The sequence below is a fragment of the Paenibacillus sp. P32E genome (assembly GCF_001909085.1).
GTDB classification, from domain to species: Bacteria; Bacillota; Bacilli; order Paenibacillales; family Paenibacillaceae; genus Paenibacillus_AQ; species Paenibacillus_AQ helianthi.
In genome coordinates, this window is record NZ_LVYY01000068.1 from 14,043 (window position 1) to 33,416 (window position 19,374).

General features: G+C 47.3%; 17 protein-coding genes. 13 read left to right on the forward strand and 4 right to left on the reverse strand.

Going from position 1 to position 19,374, the window contains the following annotated elements; genetic code table 11:
• Positions 1–227 precede the first annotated feature (227 nt).
• Positions 228–1,481 carry an acyltransferase family protein gene (locus tag A3848_RS27615; protein ID WP_074088455.1) on the forward strand — a complete coding sequence of 418 codons (1,254 nt, stop codon included), beginning with the start codon at positions 228–230 and terminating at the stop codon, positions 1,479–1,481.
• On the opposite strand, the gene A3848_RS27620 is transcribed toward A3848_RS27615, so the two are convergent.
• On the reverse strand, positions 1,472–2,005 hold the full coding sequence (locus A3848_RS27620) for a TetR/AcrR family transcriptional regulator (RefSeq protein ID WP_074088252.1): 534 nt from the start codon (positions 2,003–2,005) through the stop codon (positions 1,472–1,474). The genes A3848_RS27615 and A3848_RS27620 overlap by 10 nt on opposite strands.
• Before the next feature lie 116 nt (positions 2,006–2,121).
• Between A3848_RS27620 and A3848_RS27625 the strand changes: the two genes are divergently transcribed.
• From A3848_RS27625 to A3848_RS27635, 3 genes are all read left to right on the forward strand, one after another.
• Positions 2,122–3,165, forward strand: coding sequence for an SDR family oxidoreductase (locus tag A3848_RS27625; protein ID WP_074088253.1), 1,044 nt, complete (start codon positions 2,122–2,124; stop codon positions 3,163–3,165).
• Positions 3,166–3,233: 68 nt separating this feature from the next.
• Positions 3,234–4,358, forward strand: a complete 1,125-nt coding sequence (locus tag A3848_RS27630) for a phosphotransferase enzyme family protein (RefSeq protein WP_178382097.1) — start codon at positions 3,234–3,236, stop codon at positions 4,356–4,358.
• Positions 4,359–4,718: 360 nt separating this feature from the next.
• Complete coding sequence (locus A3848_RS27635; RefSeq protein ID WP_074088254.1) at positions 4,719–5,099, forward strand: hypothetical protein; 381 nt, start codon at positions 4,719–4,721, stop codon at positions 5,097–5,099.
• A 107-nt stretch (positions 5,100–5,206) separates the two neighbouring features.
• Here A3848_RS27635 and A3848_RS27640 read toward each other — a convergent pair whose 3' ends face one another.
• Positions 5,207–6,559: an MATE family efflux transporter gene (locus A3848_RS27640; protein ID WP_074088255.1), complete on the reverse strand. Its 1,353-nt coding sequence runs from the start codon at positions 6,557–6,559 to the stop codon at positions 5,207–5,209.
• Positions 6,560–6,691: 132 nt separating this feature from the next.
• Here A3848_RS27640 and A3848_RS27645 point away from each other — a divergent pair, with 132 nt between their 5' ends.
• Together A3848_RS27645 and A3848_RS27650 are read left to right on the forward strand one after the other, a co-directional pair.
• Positions 6,692–7,372, forward strand: coding sequence for a TetR/AcrR family transcriptional regulator (locus A3848_RS27645; RefSeq protein ID WP_074088256.1), 681 nt, complete (start codon positions 6,692–6,694; stop codon positions 7,370–7,372).
• A gap of 158 nt (positions 7,373–7,530) precedes the next feature.
• The gene (locus tag A3848_RS27650; protein WP_074088257.1) at positions 7,531–8,307 is read left to right on the forward strand and encodes a hypothetical protein; all 777 of its coding nucleotides are present in this window, start codon (positions 7,531–7,533) and stop codon (positions 8,305–8,307) included.
• 132 nt (positions 8,308–8,439) lie between these two features.
• On the opposite strand, the gene A3848_RS27655 is transcribed toward A3848_RS27650, so the two are convergent.
• Positions 8,440–9,933 (reverse strand): peptide MFS transporter, encoded by a 1,494-nt coding sequence (locus A3848_RS27655; RefSeq protein ID WP_074088258.1) that lies wholly within the window; start codon positions 9,931–9,933, stop codon positions 8,440–8,442.
• Between the two features lie 245 nt (positions 9,934–10,178).
• Between A3848_RS27655 and A3848_RS27660 the strand changes: the two genes are divergently transcribed.
• The 5 genes from A3848_RS27660 (at position 10,179) to A3848_RS27680 (ending at position 15,630) form a co-directional block, all read left to right on the forward strand.
• Entirely contained in the window at positions 10,179–11,150 is a 972-nt protein-coding gene (locus tag A3848_RS27660) for a helix-turn-helix transcriptional regulator (protein WP_074088259.1), read from the forward strand.
• A gap of 410 nt (positions 11,151–11,560) precedes the next feature.
• Positions 11,561–12,238: a nicotinamide riboside transporter PnuC gene (gene pnuC / locus A3848_RS27665; RefSeq protein ID WP_074088260.1), complete on the forward strand. Its 678-nt coding sequence runs from the start codon at positions 11,561–11,563 to the stop codon at positions 12,236–12,238.
• Complete coding sequence (locus A3848_RS27670; RefSeq protein WP_074088261.1) at positions 12,235–13,245, forward strand: AAA family ATPase; 1,011 nt, start codon at positions 12,235–12,237, stop codon at positions 13,243–13,245. Before pnuC ends, A3848_RS27670 begins: the two co-directional genes overlap by 4 nt.
• Positions 13,246–13,272: 27 nt before the next feature.
• On the forward strand, positions 13,273–14,163 hold the full coding sequence (locus A3848_RS27675; protein WP_074088262.1) for an NUDIX hydrolase: 891 nt from the start codon (positions 13,273–13,275) through the stop codon (positions 14,161–14,163).
• Positions 14,164–14,361: 198 nt separating this feature from the next.
• The gene (locus A3848_RS27680) at positions 14,362–15,630 is read left to right on the forward strand and encodes an amidohydrolase family protein (RefSeq protein WP_074088263.1); all 1,269 of its coding nucleotides are present in this window, start codon (positions 14,362–14,364) and stop codon (positions 15,628–15,630) included.
• A 57-nt stretch (positions 15,631–15,687) separates the two neighbouring features.
• On the opposite strand, the gene A3848_RS27685 is transcribed toward A3848_RS27680, so the two are convergent.
• Positions 15,688–16,770 (reverse strand): GntR family transcriptional regulator, encoded by a 1,083-nt coding sequence (locus A3848_RS27685; RefSeq protein WP_074088264.1) that lies wholly within the window; start codon positions 16,768–16,770, stop codon positions 15,688–15,690.
• A 291-nt stretch (positions 16,771–17,061) separates the two neighbouring features.
• Between A3848_RS27685 and A3848_RS27690 the strand changes: the two genes are divergently transcribed.
• On the forward strand, positions 17,062–18,675 hold the full coding sequence (locus A3848_RS27690; protein ID WP_074088265.1) for a xylulokinase: 1,614 nt from the start codon (positions 17,062–17,064) through the stop codon (positions 18,673–18,675).
• A 1-nt stretch (position 18,676) separates the two neighbouring features.
• Entirely contained in the window at positions 18,677–19,372 is a 696-nt protein-coding gene (locus tag A3848_RS27695; RefSeq protein ID WP_074088266.1) for an L-ribulose-5-phosphate 4-epimerase, read from the forward strand.
• Positions 19,373–19,374 lie beyond the last annotated feature (2 nt).

Here is a 19,374-nt window from a genome sequence, read left to right on the forward strand (position 1 = left end):
GTTATATATCGAGTCAATACATACTGGTTCAATATATAAAACATTCTTTCCCACTGAATAATACAATCATTGAAGGATTTTCCTGTGATTTCTTGAAAGATAGGAGTACCTGAAATCGATGTACGGCGCTATTGGAAATGGAGAAGTGGGCACACGGATGTGGTGTGCTAGGCTTCGCGGGCGATCATCCGTTTGGGAATCATTTGCGAAAAGGGGAAATTGAACTGATGTCAAAGATTCGGTTAGGCAGTACCCGATTAACTGGAGCGGATGGCATTCGTGCGATCGCTTGCCTGTCCGTCATCCTGCATCATTTGTCACAACGGCTGATGATGCCCGCACAAAAGCACTGGTTTCAGGATGTGCAATCGGTTTTCTTGCTAGGGAACAGCGGGGTTAGCTTGTTTTTCTTGTTAAGCGGATTTTTGCTGTCATCCCCCTTTTGGAGCGCTTACTTAGAGAATGAGCCGTATCCGAGTATCCGGACGTATGCATTGCGCCGTGCTGCAAGAATTATGCCCGGCTTCTATGTATCATTCCTGGTTTGTCTGTTGCTTGTATGGAGGCTGGACATTCCTACGGAGTTCATGTGGCGGCGAGTCCTAACGGGGTTCACGTTCACGACGGGTTTCCACTATACAACGTTTTTCCCGTCCGACTTGAATGGGCCACTCTGGTCGATCAGCTTCGAGGTGTTTTGCTACGTGCTTATGCCTTTGTTAATGGCGGTATTGTTTGTGCTCAGCAAGCGGCGTTCGTTTGGAAAAGCGATCTTATTCTGGGTCATCGCGTTTGGATTGGTGCTTGCCGTAAACGCTCTCATCCATCAGTGGTTTACGCCAAGCGAGCAGGACCGGGGCTGGGATTATGGCCTAATTGGCGGTGCGAAATTCTGGATGCCGAATTACAATCCCGTCGGATTCTTCGGCCACTTCTCGATCGGCATCCTGGCCGCAGGCGTAACGACCGCGATCATGCAGCGCGGCACTGCAGTAGAACGGCTCCGCAAGCTCGGGGTGTTCGACGCCGTTGGAGCAGCCGCTGTGGGGCTTGCCGGTTTGCTGATCTGGCGTATGCGCCACCAGGGCGAATTTGACTTCAGCCTCCAGCAGCAGCCATACTACTTCCCGGCTTATGCCATTTTGTTCGGAGTCGTGCTGCTGTCGGCACCGTTCAGCGTGATCGTAGGCCGCTTGCTTGATAACCGCTTTTTCCGGTTTACCGCAAAAATTTCGTTCGGTCTGTATATTTGGCACTATTTGTTCATTACGTTAATCGAAAAGTACGGCATCCAGGATTACCACTATTCCGGGATTAGGGACGTCTGGCGATGGCTCGGCATCAGTATATCCGTCGTCGCAATCTCGTATGCGGCGGCCACGATATCATATTATGTCATAGAGCAGCCGTTCATCAATTGGTCAAAGGGCAAGCCGTTCTTTCGGCACAAGCGGGCGGATACACACTCTTTTTATTTATGAAAAAGCCGAATGAGGGATGAGATTTCTTCTAAGGTTTCCTTTTGACCATTTTTGATCCACATCACCCAAATTTCAAACACACCGGCACTCATGAAGTCAATCCAATAGCTCCGTTTCGCACCTGTCCAGTCCGGGAAGGGAATGATCTCATCATAGAACTGGGCAATATGGTGCTTAAAGATTTGATACAGCAGCTCTTTGTAATCATTATCAATGGCTGTATGAAAATCATTGGATAGGGCATGGAAAAAATTAGTCAAATCTGTTACTTTCTGCTCATGGCTGGTCTGAAAGGCAATTTTATTAAAGATATCTGCATATTTAGGTTCATAGTACTCTTCTAATACTTGTTCAAGACTTTCGTAATTCCTATAAAACGCCATTCGGCTAACGCCGGCTTTCTTGACGACTTCTGAAATGGTTAATTTGGATAATGGCTTTGTCTGTAAAAGCTCCAGCAATGCAATAGTAATCCATTCTTTTGTGTCTCTTTTTATATTTTGGGCGTGCTCCGTTGCTGCCATAACACTTCCTCCATTCTGTCTCAGATGTTTGTTGTCCACTTGTTTTAGATCCTGTTCGGTCCTAAAATAGTGTACATCCGTTACAGTTGTAACGTCAATGGAGAGGAGCGCTCGAGATGCCACAAAATAACAATCCCTTGGTGCTTGTGACCGGAGGTTCGGGATTTATAGCTGTTCATATCATTTTGAAATTACTAATGCAAGAATATCGTGTGCGGACAACACTTCGTACCATGGGCAGAAAAGATGAAGTAAAAGCCATGCTAAGGTCAGGCGGGGTGACTAATTTTGCAGGTTTGTCATTCATTCAAGCGGATTTATCCTCCGATATGAACTGGGCTGAGGCAGTGAAAGGCGCGGAATATGTCATCCACGTGGCTTCTCCGACACCCAATAAAGTTTATAAAAATGAAAATGAAATGATTGGGCCCGCACGTGAAGGTGTTCTGCGAGTGTTGCGGGCGTCACGTGATGCAGGGGTTAAACGTGTAGTGCTAACTTCTGCCTTCGGGGCGATTGGTGTGGGACATAAGCATCATAAAGGGCCTTATACCGAAAAAGATTGGTCCAATACAGACGCAAACATTCATCCCTATCAAAAATCGAAGACACTTGCAGAAAGGGCGGCTTGGGATTTTATCCGTCAAGAAGGAAATGGATTAGAACTGGCAACGGTAAATCCCGTTGGTGTGATGGGGCCCATTCTAGGCAATGATTATTCTCATTCCAATGTGACCATTCGCCAAATGATAGAAGGCAAGCAAAGGTTCGTCCCTAAAATTTATTCGGATTATGTGGATGTCCGGGATGTTGCGGAGTTGCATATATTGGCTATGGTTCGCCCCGAAGCAAGCGGGGAGCGTTTTATAGCTTCCAGTGCGGAGAATCTGTCGATGCTCGATATTGCAAAGATCCTGAAGAAGCATTTAGGGGAAGATGCGAGAAACATACCCAACAGCGAGCTTCCAAATATTGCGGTACGTATTGTGGCGGTGTTTAACCCTAAATTGAGAATGATTGCAAAACTCTTGGGAGAGGATATGTCCACTAGTAATCAAAAAGCCAAACAATTACTTGGCTGGACCCCGCGTCCGGCTGAAGAAGCCATTATAGCAACGGGTAGGAGCATGGTGAAAATCATCAAAGGGCAGATGAAGTAATCGAGAGCACAAAAAGAAGCTTGGCTTTAGGTCAATTTAATTATACTGAAAGTTTACCTAGAATTCTCATGGTGCGGCAGGTAAAATATGTTAAAGAGTTTTTTACTGGAGGAGATATTATAAATTATAACGAGGTTGTTGAAATCAGTGATGCATATTTACTTCCATTTGTATCAGAGTTGTACGGATTGGAAGGCTACGAAATGAAGCCGGTTAAGGAACATAAGAGAGGGCGTAATGTCGTTTATACCTGTGTGAAGGAAGGCACTGATGCAAAAATACTCAGAATCTCCTTCATAAATGACAGAAGCCGGGAAGATTTTCTAGGTGAACTTGAGTATGTCAGGTATTTATTCGAGCATGGCGGCAGTGTCTCGAATGTAGTCAGTTCCCAGAAGGGGAATCTGCTGGAAGAGATAACTCATAATCATCACACCTTTTTTGTCTGCCTGTTTGAAAAGGCTAAAGGAAAAATGCTTGTGGAAAACCATTATCGGTATCGAGAAGGCGTTCCTCTTTCTGAATACTATTATAACTGCGGTAAAGTTCTGGGGAAGCTGCACGAATTGTCAAAAGGGTACGCTCCAGTCCATCCCCGGTACAGTTTTTTTGATAAATATAATACCGAATATATCGATAAACTGATTCCCAACTCGTTATCTTTGCTTAAGGAGAAGTTGTTAGGGCTCCTTAAAACCTTGGAAGGGTTGGACTGGAACCATGAGTCGTTCGGTATGATTCATTTTGATTACAACGATGGGAATTATTTTATAGATTTTGATACCGGGCAAATAACCGTTTATGATTTCGATAATTCTTGTTTCGGTTGGTATATGTTTGACTTGGCCAGTATCTGGGGTAACGGAATGGGCTGGATACAATCTGAACCAGACACCGGTAAACGCAAAAAATTTATGGAGGATTATTTTGAAAGAGTCCTCGCGGGGTACAGATCCGAAACCAGGCTTGATCATTCGACGTTGAATAGTTTGCCCTTGCTTATTCAAGCAAACCTCATGGAGGGTATTATAGATGCATTCGAGGTTATGCGGAACAACGGCGAAGAGCCGGAGTGTGATGAGGAGCTGTCCTATTATATAAAGTGCTTGGAAGACGATATCCTGTATTTCGGTTTTTTCCATGAGGTTTATTCGTGTGAAGAGCCCTTTGAGTACGAGAAACGAAATATGTAGTCTTTTTGTAGCATCCTTCGTATTACAAGTAGAGGCAAGTTTTTTGTAGAAAAGCTCACGGGAGCCTGTATTTACATCATACCGATCATAGGAGCAGGGTACGTTACTCTCCAGTCGGGATGATATGTAGATATTTTTCCTGTGGGCTTGTTTATGTTACAAATGACACTTGAAGGGACTTTACTTCCCCGGTGGGTCTTAGGTATGGTCGAAACAAGCGCCAGACTGGGACTATGCGACGATTATTTATAGATTAGCGGATAAAATGTTGTCATGGCGGGAGCTGCTGGGTAATAGAGATAATTAGAACTTTCGAATTGGCTGAATCTGGATGGGGAGCCACGGAAATGGGGGAAGATCATGGCGGCACAGACAGTGTCAGGCATCAGCCCGGTACAGGCCATTGCAGCTTATGGTGACACACAAAGCGATGTCAGTTCCATGGAGAAACAGCGGAACCGGTTACTGATGGAACTGGACAAGGTGAATGAAGCACAGGGCGGAGAGATGCAGACGCCTTATCGCCGGGAGCAGCTGCAGCGGCAAATTCGACTGCTGGAGGCCCAGCTGGTGCAGAAAAGCGGAAGCAGCACCTCGGTCCATTTTGTACCGGCTCCTCCGCTTCAAGACCATCTCCCGGTCTGGCAAACGGAACGAATGGGAGGACTTAAGGGCATCGTACTAACCGATCCACGGACGGCGACGGTCAACGCAGAGGGCCATTTCAATGCGTTGATTTAGACAAGAAGGCGAAGGTGCGAAAAGTATCCGGTGATGAACCGGCTTTTTGCACCTTCTTTTTTTAAAGAGAGAACTCCGGAATTGGCTGATTTGGGTGAATATAATTTCTACTGTACCAAATAGTCTAATTCCGGCTGTAATTTGTTCCGCAGAACATACAGCATGAAGGCACCGACAAGGAATGCGGCGGCATCCGCAATGACAAGCGACCAGACCACCCCGTGGAAGCCGTTCATTTCATTGGCGATATAAAGCACAGGAATCAGTGTAACGCCTTGAATGATCGACATAATAAATGCGGCCGTTCCTTGCGCTGTTGCCTGGAAGACCCCGGTGAACAGAGTGGTCATTCCTGTAATGAACAAGGATAAGAACGTCACATGCAGAATGTAGCTGCCCATTTCAATTAAATGCGGGTCATTTGTAAATAGCCCAATTAAATGGTCGGCAACGAAGTAGACGATGATACCGAATACGGCTGCTAACCCCACAATCGCTTTGATCGTAAATCCAATGGTATTTTTCATGCGCAATTTATCCGCTGTAAAAGAGAAGGCAATGAGCGGTACGACCCCCTCGCATAAGCCCATCAGAATAAACTCAGGAAATTGCAATAAACGTGATGAAATTCCGTAAGCCGCGATGGCTGCATCCCCGTATTCGACAAGAAAATGGTTGAAGATCAGCGACATTGCCCCCAAAAAGATGCTCATAATAAAGACGGGAACCCCGATTTTGAATACATTGCCCAGAATGTCTTTGGTAGCCTTAAACCATTTTACGGAGATCGTTAAAAATTGGCTTTTATTTCTCATATAGAGGGCAAAGTATACACTCGCAACTATGTTGGAAACGACCGTAGCTGACGCAACGCCGATCACGTCCCAATGGAACACGAAAATGACGAGCGCATCGAGAATGATATTTACAACAACACTTAGAATCATCCCGGTCATCGATGTGATGGCTGCACCCTCCGAACGCACGATATTCTCCAGCGTGAAGAATAATACAACGAATGGTGAACCTATAAGCATAATAGTGACATAGTCTTTCGTAAATCCGAAGGAGTCAGGTGTTGCCCCCAGGCCATGAACGATGAGATTGATGAGCGGGAGGCCCACGGCCATCGCGATAAGACCGAGAACTAAGCTGCTGTAAAAAGCGAATGAAGACACATGCTTTACGTCATCGTACTTTTTCTCACCTAGCATCCGGGAGATGTAGGTACCGCTGCCCATGCCAATCAAGTTGCCTAGCGCCATAATGATTGCGAATAGCGGCAAGGTTAGCGCGAGAGCGGTTAACATAGCAGTATTATGCAGTGTGCCAAGGAAATAGGCATTCAAGAGGGAGTATATAACATTCATTGATGTGCCTAGCATCATCGGTACAGCGAAGTGAGCTACGGCCTTTGCGACCGGTGCTTTCTCAAAGTAATAGAGGTTTTCTGAATCCATGTTGGATCACCACTTTCTTTTATTTTTACAGTCTAACGGTGTTAGATTGAACCTTACAGTGTTAGATGATATCATGAAGCTATAGACCTGTAAAGCATAAACTTACACTGTTAGATAAAAGGGCGGATATTGATGAAAAAGAAGCAGCCTCAAATTTCGGAGGACAGGATTCTGGAAGTCTCGTGGGAGCTTCTTGGGGAGGAGGACATCGAGAAATTCAGCATGAGACGACTGGCCGACAGGCTGGGAATTCAGGCTCCTTCCCTGTACTGGTACTTCAAGAGCAAACAGAATCTTTACCAGCGACTGGCCAATCAGGTATCGAAGGTGATCCTGGAGGAATTCGATTCCGAGGGGGATTGGAAGGAGCAATTGACAGGGCTTGCAGTAACCGTAAGGAACGTGCTTAGCCGATATCCCTGCTCTACGCAGCTCATGATGATGACGCTGCCCCACGAACCGGACATCATCCGGTTCACCAACCGTATGCTGCTCTGCGTGGAATCGACACCGCTTGACCAAGCGCAGAAAATGCAGGTGGTTACTACGCTTGTGAACTATGTCTTCTACTTCGTTCTAGACAATTATCAGCATGAGCGCAATGTCACCGCGATTCTTAAAGACCAGGGGGCGCCTCCGGGTGAGGAGCTGATCCGGCTCATGGATTCCATGGGGGAGGCGGATGCAGGACTGTTCCGGAGGATGTTTACGAACGGGCTGTTCGAGATAATGGGGACCGACGGGGCGTTTGAGTTCGGCCTGAAGCTGATTCTGCTCGGGATTGAGCAGGTGATCAAGGAGCAGGAGAAGTAGAAATGCTCCAGGAGTGAACCTCTGCAAGTTATTACGATTGACAGCAACAATCAATGCGCTATAATTCTAGTATAATAAAGGCAATGAAACCTTCGGGTTCAACCTCGCTGAGAAGTGGGTTGGACCCTTTTTGTATTTAAAACCAGGGGAGGATACGTATGCTGAGAACAGAATTGCTGTTACAGCGGCTTAACGAGATCGGCAGGTCGCTCGAACGTATGGGAGGAGCTCTTTTATTATTAGGTGTTGGTTCTGTTGGGGTCGAGACAGAACGGTTAGATGAATATTCGGATTTGGATTTCTTTGTTATAGTGAGACCGGGGCATAAAAACAGATATATCGACCGACTGGATTGGCTCGAAGAAGTACATCCTCTAGCCTATTCATTTAAGAATTCGGATGTTGGATACAAGGTATTGTTCGAGGACGGAATTTTTGGGGAATACGCTGTATTCGAGGAATGGGAGCTGGCGAACGCCTCCTATACGGAGGGCCGGGTTATATGGAAGGATCAGATGTGCGACAATACGGAATTAGCCAAGCCTTCCAATCCGATCCCAACCCTAAAAAACGATTCTTTGGACTTTCCTTTGAACGAAGCCTTAACTAATCTATACGTAGGGCTCGGTCGCTATGCAAGGGGAGAGCGCCTATCGGCTTCGCGGTTTGTTCAAGGTTACGCTATAGACAGAATTCTATCAGTACTCCATTTATTGGAGAAGGAGGTGGATTACTTTCCTGACCCATTCGGGAATGAGAGGAGGTTAGAGAAGAGATACCCCCGTTTTGCGGAAATCATCGGTGACATGATACAGGGATACAATCATGTTCCGGAATCGGCACTTCGTATTTTAGATTTCATAGAAGGAGTGTATCCAGTCAACCGAAGGTTAAGTGATGAGATACGGCGATTGGCTAATCTAACTTGCCGATAAAAACAGCAGGGTAAACCGTATCATAAGTTGGGCTAAAAGCCAACTATGGCGTACTCATCGTTGAACTAGTTAACCGACAAAAAAGGAGCACCATAATAATCTGGTGCTCCTCAATAATCTGGATAAATTCTTTTATTGTATCCCTTTCATATACCCCTGAATTTTCGAGGAGAATGAGTAGAGCAGAATACTGAGGAGGATTGCCGCTCCTCCAATGACACCAAAGTATACCATCTCAGTCTCAGGCGAATAAAATCTGACAATCTGCGCATTAATCGCTTGGGCAGCCGCATTGGATAAGAACCATAAGCTCATGGTCTGAGCGGAGAAGGCGGAGGGCGCTAGTTTGGTCGTAGCTGATAGGCCGACAGGAGACAAGCATAATTCCCCCACCACAACGATGAAATAGCTAAGCACGAGCCATAAAGGATTCACCAGGGAGTTCTCACCGCCAAAGTAAGCCGGCAAGAGGATCACCAGGAAGGACAATCCGGCAAACAATAGACCCAAGGCGAATTTCTTCGGTATCGTGGGCTGCCGTTTCCCAAGCTTCACCCATAACCAGGCGAACAGAGGGGCTAACGTGATAACAAACAAAGGATTTAAAGACTGAAACCAGGCTGGCGAAATATGCAGTCCGGCAAAATGGAGTTCTGTACGTTTATCTGCATAACTGGCAAGAATAGTTGATCCTTGCTCTTGAATGGCCCAGAACATAATCGCTGCAATAAACAGCGGAATATAAGCAACGAGTCTTGAGCGTTCCACGCTGGTTGTTCTTGAACTACGGAACATGACAATGAAGTATAGGGTTGGAATCAGAATCCCCAGAATCCCTACGATCACGATAAAGGATTTAAACGTTAACAGGCCTAATGGAATCGTAACCGCAACGATAACAGCGAGAAGTACTGCACTGGTACCGAATAAAAGAGACACTTTTTTACGTTCTGCGCTTGATAACGGACTTGCCACTAAAGTGCCTGCAAGACCGAGGTTTTTTTTCTTGGTAGAGGCAAACATGATTAATCCCAGAAACATCCCGACGGCTGCAATACTGAAGCCCAGGTGGAAATTGTAATCCATGCCGATGGTTCCTACTATTAGCGGAGCGATGAATGCCCCCAGATTGATGCCCATGTAGAAAATACTGAAGCCTGCATCGCGGCGCCCATCATCCTCGCTGTACAGTTGACCTACAATACTGGATACGTTAGGCTTCAGTAAGCCTGTACCCAGTACGATTAAAACCATGGAAACAAAAAACAATGAAATACTTCCCGGGATAGCCAAGGTGATATGCCCTAGCATGATTAAGATACCGCCGTAGAATACAGCCTTCGACGCTCCGAATACCCGATCCGCTAACCAGCCGCCAATAATCCCGGACATATAGACAAGTGAACCATAAATAGACATAATGGCGAGAGCGGTGCTCTCCTCCATGCCGAGTCCGCCTTGACTCAGTTCGTAATACATATAATAAACAAGGATAGCTTTCATTCCATAATAGGAAAAGCGCTCCCAAAACTCTGTGAAGAACAGAGTAAACAGCCCTTTGGGATGTCCGAAAAACCCCCGTTGCGGAACACTCTCCACGATTCTTTGTTTGTTAAAATCGGCCATGCTGATACTTCCTCCCTTGGTGGTAACAAAATTGTGTGTTCAAAGTATCATCCCTTAGTAAGAATACCCATTATGAGACATTTTCAACTTTCAGAGGCCCATATTAGATCCCACAGCGGATGCAAAAAAATTAGTATACAACATTGGGTGTAAGGTTGGATGTGACATAACTCCAAGAATGGAATCGTAGTAGAATTACACCATAACAAATCAGTTTCATGTACTCGAGGAAAGGGGGGCTCCCGGTGGCGAAGTGGGATAACATGCTGTCCATGCTGTGGATGCTGCGATCTGGAAGGAAGCTTACCGCTGCGCAGATCGCGGACAATTTGGAGATCAGCGTCCGCACCGTGTACCGGTATATAGACGCATTATGCGCCAGCGGTGTGCCGGTTGTTGCGGAGTCAGGTCATGAAGGCGGTATTCGCATTTTGGGGAATTTCAAGGAGACGCCATTGTTCTTCAACTCTGTAGAGCTGAAGGCACTCATGGATGCATTTAAATTTGCGCAAGGCGCGGGCTATCCCTATACAGAGGAGCTGGAAAGCGCATTGAAGAAGGTGGAGAACGGACTACACGAGGAGCAGCGCCACGATCTGTCCCTTCAGATGAGCGGCTTGGATGTAATCTCTCCGGTGCGTCCGCCTTCCGCTGTTCTGTTGCTCAAGGAACTGGAGCAGGCGGCCAAGGACGGGCGAACGCTCCACATCGCCTATCGTAAAGTGAATGCGGAGCTGGCGAGCGAACGTGACATCGATCCGTACGGGTTGGTGTACGACCGAAACGAATGGTACGCTGTCGCGTTCTGCCGGCGGTCGCAGGCAGTGCGGACATTCCGCGTGGACCGCATTGCACGGCTGGAGCTGACTGAAGCGCGGTTCGAAAAGCCAGAGCGTTTCTCTGCGTCCGTCTATTTCCGTGATCAATCCGAGCGGAGACGGGAGGCGGATGGACCGCTGACCGTTATCCGCATTGAGGGAGAGCCTGGCACGCTGAACGCGGTTTGTGGCCACTGGCATCTGCGTCACTATTTAACGGAACGGACCGATCGGGAGGCACGGTTTCTACTCGACGTCCCGACGATGAACAAGTACCTTCCGATGTACCTGATGACGTTCGGCACAGCCATTCGCATTCGGGAACCGCTGGAGCTGAAGCGCCAGATCCGGGAAATGGCATATGGAGTCGCAAAACATTATGAAGACGGTCCGGATTAAACTTCGCTGACAATGATTGTCAGTGAATCCGGTATACGATAGAGTCAAGGCTGCGGTAGTGGCAGCCAAAACAACGAAAAAAAAGGAAAGGTGGATTCATCCATGGTTCAGCACGCGCATCCATTGTACGAATACTTGCCGTCACAGCCAGTGCAGACCAAGTATAACTAGGGATGAATGTTGTCTGAGGCTCTGAGGCTTAACATGTTCACCCGGCTATTTTAAGCGGCCTTGGTTCTGATTTCATGGGACTGAGGCCGTTTTGTTCTGCGTTAAAGAGGGATTTTACTTGAATATTGCCGGATTCTCTGTTATGTTGATAGTAACAAATAGTAAATATCAATGTATTACTAAGTTATTGGGCTAAGTGACTTTCAGCAAGCATAAACGGGGAAATGGAGGGATAGAACATGAAAAGGGCTGTGGGCGGTTGGAAGTTGTTCGAAGTGGTCTGGCTGGTGTTGTTTACTTTAATTGCTGTCAGTTTTACGTTTCTTTCCAAGGATTCTTTTTTCGGATTCACAGTCTTTATCACCGGAGTGCTATGTGTAGTGCTTTCGGCGAAGGGGAAGCTGATGAGTTATGTTTTTGGCATGTATAATACCTTTGGCTACGCCTATTTGGCTTATGTCAACGGATTATTTGGCGAGGTGACGCTGAATTTGATGTTCTTTGTTCCGATGAATGTCGCCGGCTTCTACATGTGGAAGAAGAATTTTCAGAGTGGTAAGCTGTCTATGCGCCAGATGGAGCTTAAAGGTATGTTCCTCGCTTTGGCGGTCTGTATTGTAGGTTCCCTGCTGCTGGGGTTCAGTCTATCGTTCATTTCGGGGCAGAACTCGCCTTACATCGATGCCATAACGACAGTGTTATCCATAGTGGCCACGATTTTGATGGTGAGAAGATTCAAGGAACAATGGCTGGTCTATATTGTGCTGAATATGTTCACGGTGCTGCTATGGGTGATCCGGACGCTGGAAGGCAGCGGTGAGGGCCTGTTGATGATTGTCATGTGGAGCGCCTACCTGATTAACGCGGCCTACGGCTATTATAACTGGAACAAAGGGGCTAAGGAGGCGCTCGCATGAAGACTCTTGGATTAACGCTCGGGAAGTTCGCTCCGCTGCATAAAGGACACCAGTACATGATCGAGATGGCGCTGCAGGAGGTAGACGAATTGATCGTGGTCATTTATGAGACGAAGGTTACCCCGATTCCGCTGCATATCCGGGCGGGCTGGATCCGTAAGCTCTATCCGCTGGTTCGGGTAATCGAAGCCTGGGATGGCCCGGATGGGTACTCGGACGACAGGGAGCATGAGATCCGGGAAGAACTGTATATTCTGGGGCTGCTTCAGGGCGAGCGAGTGACCCACTTTTATTCGAGCGAGTTCTATGGCGGGCATATGAGCATTGCATTAGGTGCAACAGACCGGCGGGTGGATGAAGCTCGCCAGCATGTACCGGTATCAGCTACAATGATCCGTTCCGATCCTCATAAATACCGGGATTATGTAAGTGATATCGTGTACCGGGATTTAATCACGAAAGTGGTTTTTGTGGGAGCGATGTCAACCGGTAAGTCAACCATCACCGCAGCATTAGCCCGGCGGTACGGGACAACCTTTGCCAGTGAGTACGGGCGGGATTATTGGACTGAGCATCAGGTGGACCGCCGGATCGGCCTCAGTGCCTTTGATGAAATTGCCGTGGGCCATATGAAGCGGGAAGAGCAGGCGCTGCTGGAAGCAGACCGGTATCTCTTTGTCGACACGAATGCAATTACCACGTATATGTATGCCTTGGATTACCACGGACGGGCTCCGGAGCTTCTGACCCGGATCGCTCTGGAGAACGCGCAGCGGTATGACTTATTTTTCCTGTGCGACGACGATATTCCTTACGACGATACGTGGGATCGCAGCGGCGATCAGAAGCGCCATGTTTTTCATAAGCAAATCCTAGCGGATTTGAAGGAGCGGCGGATTCCCTTTATTACGTTAAGAGGAACGCTGGAGGAACGTATGCGTAAGGTAGACGGTGTGTTAGCGAACTTTGAGCCTTATTGCAATTATTTCGGAGAACTGCAAAACTAAAAGAAAAGAATCAGGGAGGCGGAGACATTGGAATTGGTGGATCGTGACGGACTTACAGAGCGTGAATTTTTGGAGCAATATCGGGCAGGGGATTACGAGCGGCCTTCGATGGCGGCGGATATGGTCATTTTTACTGTGACGAATACGGAGGCGGACAACTACCGCAAGCTTCCGGAAAAAGAGCTGCGTATCCTGCTCATTCGCCGGGGAGGGCATCCCTTCTTGGGAAAATGGGCACTGCCCGGCGGATTCATCCGGCCGGACGAGAACGCTGATCAGGCTGCCGCGCGGGAACTGAGCGAGGAAACCGGCGTTGATGACGTATACTTGGAACAACTCCACACCTTTACCGATGTCGGGCGTGATCCCCGCACTTGGGTGATGAGCTGCAGCTATATGGCTTTAATCGACAGCAGCCGGTTTCAGCTAAAGGCGGGTGACGATGCCGAAGATGCTGCCTGGTTCAAGGTAAGCTACCGGCATCTGCGGGAGCAAAAGGAATTGCTGGACGAAGGATACGTCAAAACCTTGACCTACGAGCTTAAGCTTAGTGCCGAAGGAGAAGAATTGACGGCGGTTATCAACCGGACTGTAACGGCAAAGCCGACCTCTAAGTCAGTCGTTTACGCTATCATGTCGAATGACGGATTGGCTTTTGATCATGGAAAAATCATTGCTAGCGCAATCGAACGACTGCGATATCAAACCAATGAAACCGATATTGCCCTGCACCTGATGCCGAAGCTGTTTACCCTGACGGAATTGCAGCAGGTGTATGAGGTGATTCTGGACAAGGAACTGCTAAAGGCTGCCTTCCGGCGTAAGGTGGCTAATCTCGTGTCCGAAACCGATCACTACACAGAAAATGGGGGACACCGTCCTCCCCGCTTGTATCGGAGGAATTGGGAGCAAGCCTGAGGATAATTGTATGGAGACAGACCGCCGTAAGAGATCCCTTTCTTCGAGAGAGAGGGTCTTTTTTTATTTTTACGAATAGGGATTGTCAGATGAACACTTAAACTTAGATATCAATTAATTATAAAATTGACAGTTAGTATTCTAAGTGTTATGTTTCTAACATGAATAAATCACATTTCATAATAGGAGGGTAACACGATGATTACTGCAATCACCAACGCGCGTATATTTGACGGCGAAAAAGTGATCCGAGCCACGACGGTTCTGATCGAAGGCGGACAGATTCTATCGGTTGGCGGGGATATACCGGAGCATGCCGTCATTATTGATGCAGAAGGAGGGACTTTGCTGCCGGGTCTGATTGATGCGCACGTTCACACTTCCGTAGAGGGCTTGCGCGACGCATTGAAATTCGGAGTTACAACTGAATTGGAGATGATGGGCGGGTTCACCAAAAGCGGCCGCGAGACACAATTGAAAGGGCTCGATGACATTGCAGACGTACGATCTGCCGGGATGGCGGTCACACCTCCTGGGGGACATCCCGATGAGCTCATGCCGGGGGATGGAGAAATTCCGGATTTTGTACTGAAGGAATTGGAGAAGATGAGCGAAGAAGACCGTAACGCCATGCTGGCTGCCCACTCGCATGATCATGGGGAGGCGCCTACGGTAACCAGCCGGGACGAAGCGCTGGCCTTCGTGGGCGAACAAGTTAGTGCGGGAGCCGACTATATCAAGATTATGATTGAGGAAGGCACGGTATTGGCTGCGCCCGGACTGCCTGTCTTAAGCCAGGATATTCTAAGAACGGCTGTAGAGGAAGCGCATCGTCATCACAAGATTGCGATTGCCCATGTATTGACTGCTGAATCCGCCCGGCAAGCTATAGAGGTTGGGGTTGAGGGACTGGCTCATTTATTCATTGACCGCCCTGAAACTACTCCAGATCTGGTGAAATGGATTGCTGAGGCTGGTGCGTTCGTTACGCCGTGCCTGGTCTTGAACTCCTCGATTATCGGTCACCCCGCATCGGAATTGGCGAAGGATCCGCGTGTGAGCTCCAAGCTCAGTCCGGAATGGATCGATACTCTGAATGCCAGCTTCAATACGTACCCGCAAGGCAGCATGGATGACAACTACCGGAATGTAATGGATCTTCATCGTGCAGGTGTAGACATCCTGGTGGGTACGGATGTCTCCGTACCGGTTCCATCGCTGGGCGGACTTGCCCATGGTGTCAGCGTACACCACGAGATGCAGTTACTAGTAGAAGCGGGATTCACACCCATAGAGGCCTTACAGTCAGCTACCTCAAAAACAGCCCGCCGTTTCGGCTTGAATGATCGCGGGCATATCGTTGCGGGGGCAAGGGCGGACCTGGTCTTGGTTGACGGAGACCCGACAGTAACGATCTCGGATACATTATCGATTCGCGAAGTATGGCAGCGCGGTATCCGGAAATAGGAACTTAAGAATCTAATTTGCTCCATAGGCGAAATCCTTGATCCACAAGGGTTTCGCCTATCTCTTCCTTACCGTCTCCCCTTCAATTAACACAGGCTGATAATAGGTGCTGTTTCTTAAATCCTTCTTCCCTTGCAGTTTCTTAATCACCCAATCGGCGGCATCACGTCCCATTTGTTCCTGCGGGTGTGTCAATGTCGTCAGTTTGATGTTCGCATTTTTGGCAATATAGGAATTATCCTGACCGATAATAGATAAGTCTTCGGGAACAGATATATCAAGTTGTCTGCACACATGTACGACTTCCAGGCCTACCTCGTCGTTATAGCAGACAATCGCTGTTAATCCGCCTCTATTTTCGGTTAGGAATGTCTTCAAGTTGATGGACAGGTCCTGCTTGGTTTCTGTATAGAATGAAAGTACCTGCTCGGGGTGAAAGCGTAATTTGGCTTCTCCGAGAGCTTTGATATACCCCTTCATCCGATATTTTCCTTGTAAATCATCCATTTTGGCAATGATTCCAATCTGTGTATGTCCGTTAGAGATCAGCTCTTTGGTGGCCAGATAGCTGGACTGTACGTCATCGAGACAAAAGAACGGGACCTCGAGTTCTTCATAATAAGCATTAATCATGATGAATGGAACATCCTGCTCCTTGAACGACAGATAGTAAGCGATATTGGGATTGTATAAATTGCTCTTCGTAGGTTCAATAATAAGACCATCCACACCAAAGGACAGCATCATCTCCAGAGCTTTCTTTTCCTGTTCGACATCATTATTGGTACTGGCTAATAGTAATGAATAATTATCTTCATTCAATCTGGATTCAATCCCGCGAATAATAGAAGGGAAGATGTAATCAGAAATGTAGGTCGTGATGACTCCGATTGTTTTATTATTTGAATTTCCGCCGGTTTTTGACCGGAATTGGTTGCTGACATAAGTCCCCGAGCCTTTTTCACTTCTTAAAAAACCCTCATTGGATAGTTCCAGAATAGCCTTTCGAACGGTCTGCCGACTAACTTTATACATATCCTGCAAGGCAGATTCCGTTGGAATCTGGTTTCCTATGCCGTATGTTCCTGAAAGAATATTGCTTTTGATATCCTCAAGAATGACCTGATACTTTGGTTTCACTGTACTCCTTCTTTCCTGGTTGTTCTAATACCAATTTATCCACCCGTAATATTTGTATGTACATATTTTAGCATAATTATAAGCTGATTAGATACTATCGTCTTACATGTACTAATACTTCAGCTGAAATATGATGAAAAGCCCTTGGTATTCACGATATTTGTAGGTATAACTATGAATGTATGTTGACAAATGTACGAACAAAAAATATACTGAAACTGTAAATAAGGGAAAGCGCCTTCTTTCTAATATGGCGGTTAAAACAGTTGTTCAGAGAGGAGTAACGTGTGCATGGATCAAGACATCAAACAAGCGATACTCAAGGGAGAAACCTCACTTGGGATCGAATTTGGATCCACACGTATCAAGGCAGTGCTGATTGATCATCGTTTTGAAACAATCGCATCTGGAAGTTATGAGTGGGAGAACCTCCTGGTAGACGGGTATTGGACGTACAACTTAGAGAGTATTATCGCGGGTCTGCAAGAGGCTTATAGTGGAATGAAGCAAGAGGTTGAACGGAAATATGGAATCACCATTCGAACAGTGGGTTCTATAGGCTTCTCTGCAATGATGCACGGGTATATGGCTTTTGACAGCGCGGGTAAGCTGCTTGTTCCGTTCCGGACTTGGCGGAATGCGACAACCGGTGCTGCAGCAAAAGAGTTAACTGATAAATTTCAATTCAACATTCCTGAGCGCTGGAGTATTGCTCACCTGTATCAAGCGATATTGAACGAAGAAGAACATGTTCCTCGTATCGATTTTATTACGACGCTCTCTGGATACATTCACTGGCTGCTGACTGGAAATAAGGCTATTGGTGTCGGAGACGCTTCGGGTATGTTCCCGATCGATGAAACTACACATGATTACAACGAATCCATGGTTAAGCAGTTTGATGAGCTCATTGCGGCCAAAGGCTACTCCTGGAAGCTGAAAGATATTCTCCCGGAGGTCCATATTTCAGGTCAGCAGGCAGGTGCATTAACGGCAGCGGGAGCCAGAATTTTAGATAAATCCGAAAATCTGCAGCCACGGATTTCGCTCTGTCCTCCGGAAGGTGATGCGGGAACAGGCATGGTTGCTACGAATAGTGTGAGAAAACGGACGGGCAACGTCTCCGTGGGAACTTCGGTTTTTGCTATGCTTGTATTAGAGAAGGAGCTTACGGCGGTATACCCGGAAATTGATCTGGTGACAACACCGGGCGGCAATCCGGTCGGAATGGTTCATGCCAACAACTGTTCAAGTGATATCAACGCCTGGCTGGGCTTGTTCCGTGAATTCTATGAGGCTATGGGGCAGAAGGCGGACACGAATCATTTATTCGGTGTGATGTTCAATAAGGCGCTGGAAGCAGACCCGGATGGCGGCGGATTGCTTAGCTATGGTTACTTCTCAGGCGAGAATATCACCGGAATGGAAAAAGGCCGGCCATTGTTTGTACGCTCCCCTGAGAGCCGTTTCAATCTGGCCAATTTCATGCGCACTCATCTGTTCACTGCTTTTGGTGCATTGAAAATCGGGATGGATATTCTGACAAAGAAGGAAAATGTCGAAATTGACAGCATTCTGGCACACGGCGGTTTATTTAAAACCCCTATCGTCGGACAAAAAATTGTTGCAGCTGCCTTAAATGTCCCGGTATCCGTGATGGCTACAGCCGGTGAAGGCGGAGCATGGGGGATGGCTATTCTGGCTTCTTACATGAGTAACAAGGATCAGCAAGAAAGCCTGGAAGACTTCCTCGACCAGAAAGTATTTAAGGATACCGAAGGACAGGAGATTTATCCTGACGGCTCCGACGTAAAGGGATTCGAAGCATTTATGGAGCGCTACACTCAAGGTCTGGCGATTGAGCAGGCTGCTGTAGATAATCTAGTGGAAAACTGGAGGGGTTGACGTGTTAGAGCAACTGAAAGAAGAAGTATTTCAAGCGAATCTGGATTTGCCTAAACATGGGCTTGTAAAATACACCTGGGGGAACGTAAGCGCTGTTGACCGCGAGAGCCGCTTATTCGTTATTAAGCCTAGTGGTGTCAGTTATGAAACGATGAAAGCCAGTGATATGGTAGTTGTTGACTTTGACGGCAATGTGGTTGAAGGAGCGATGAGACCCTCTTCAGATACACCAACTCATGCCGTACTGTATAAGCATTACGCAGAGATCGGCGGTATTGTGCATACCCATTCGACTTGGGCGACCATTTGGGCTCAAGCGGGTCTGGATGTACCTGTTATGGGGACTACTCATGCAGACACCTTCTATGGTTCGGTTCCCTGCGCCCGTTTCTTAACCCAAGAGGAGATTGACCGTGGTTATGAAGCGGAAACCGGCCGAGTCATCATCGAGACGTTTGAGCAGCGCGGGCTTGATATTTTAGCAGTGCCCGGTGTCCTGCTTAAGGGTCATGCTCCGTTCACTTGGGGCAAAGATGCCAAATCCGCAGTCATGAACAGTGTCGTGCTTGAAGAGGTTTCGAAAATGAATTTATTCGCACGGCAATTGAATAGTTTTGCTGAAGAATTGCCGCAGCGCATTCTAGATAAGCATTACTTACGCAAACACGGGAAAGATGCCTACTACGGGCAGAAGTAATA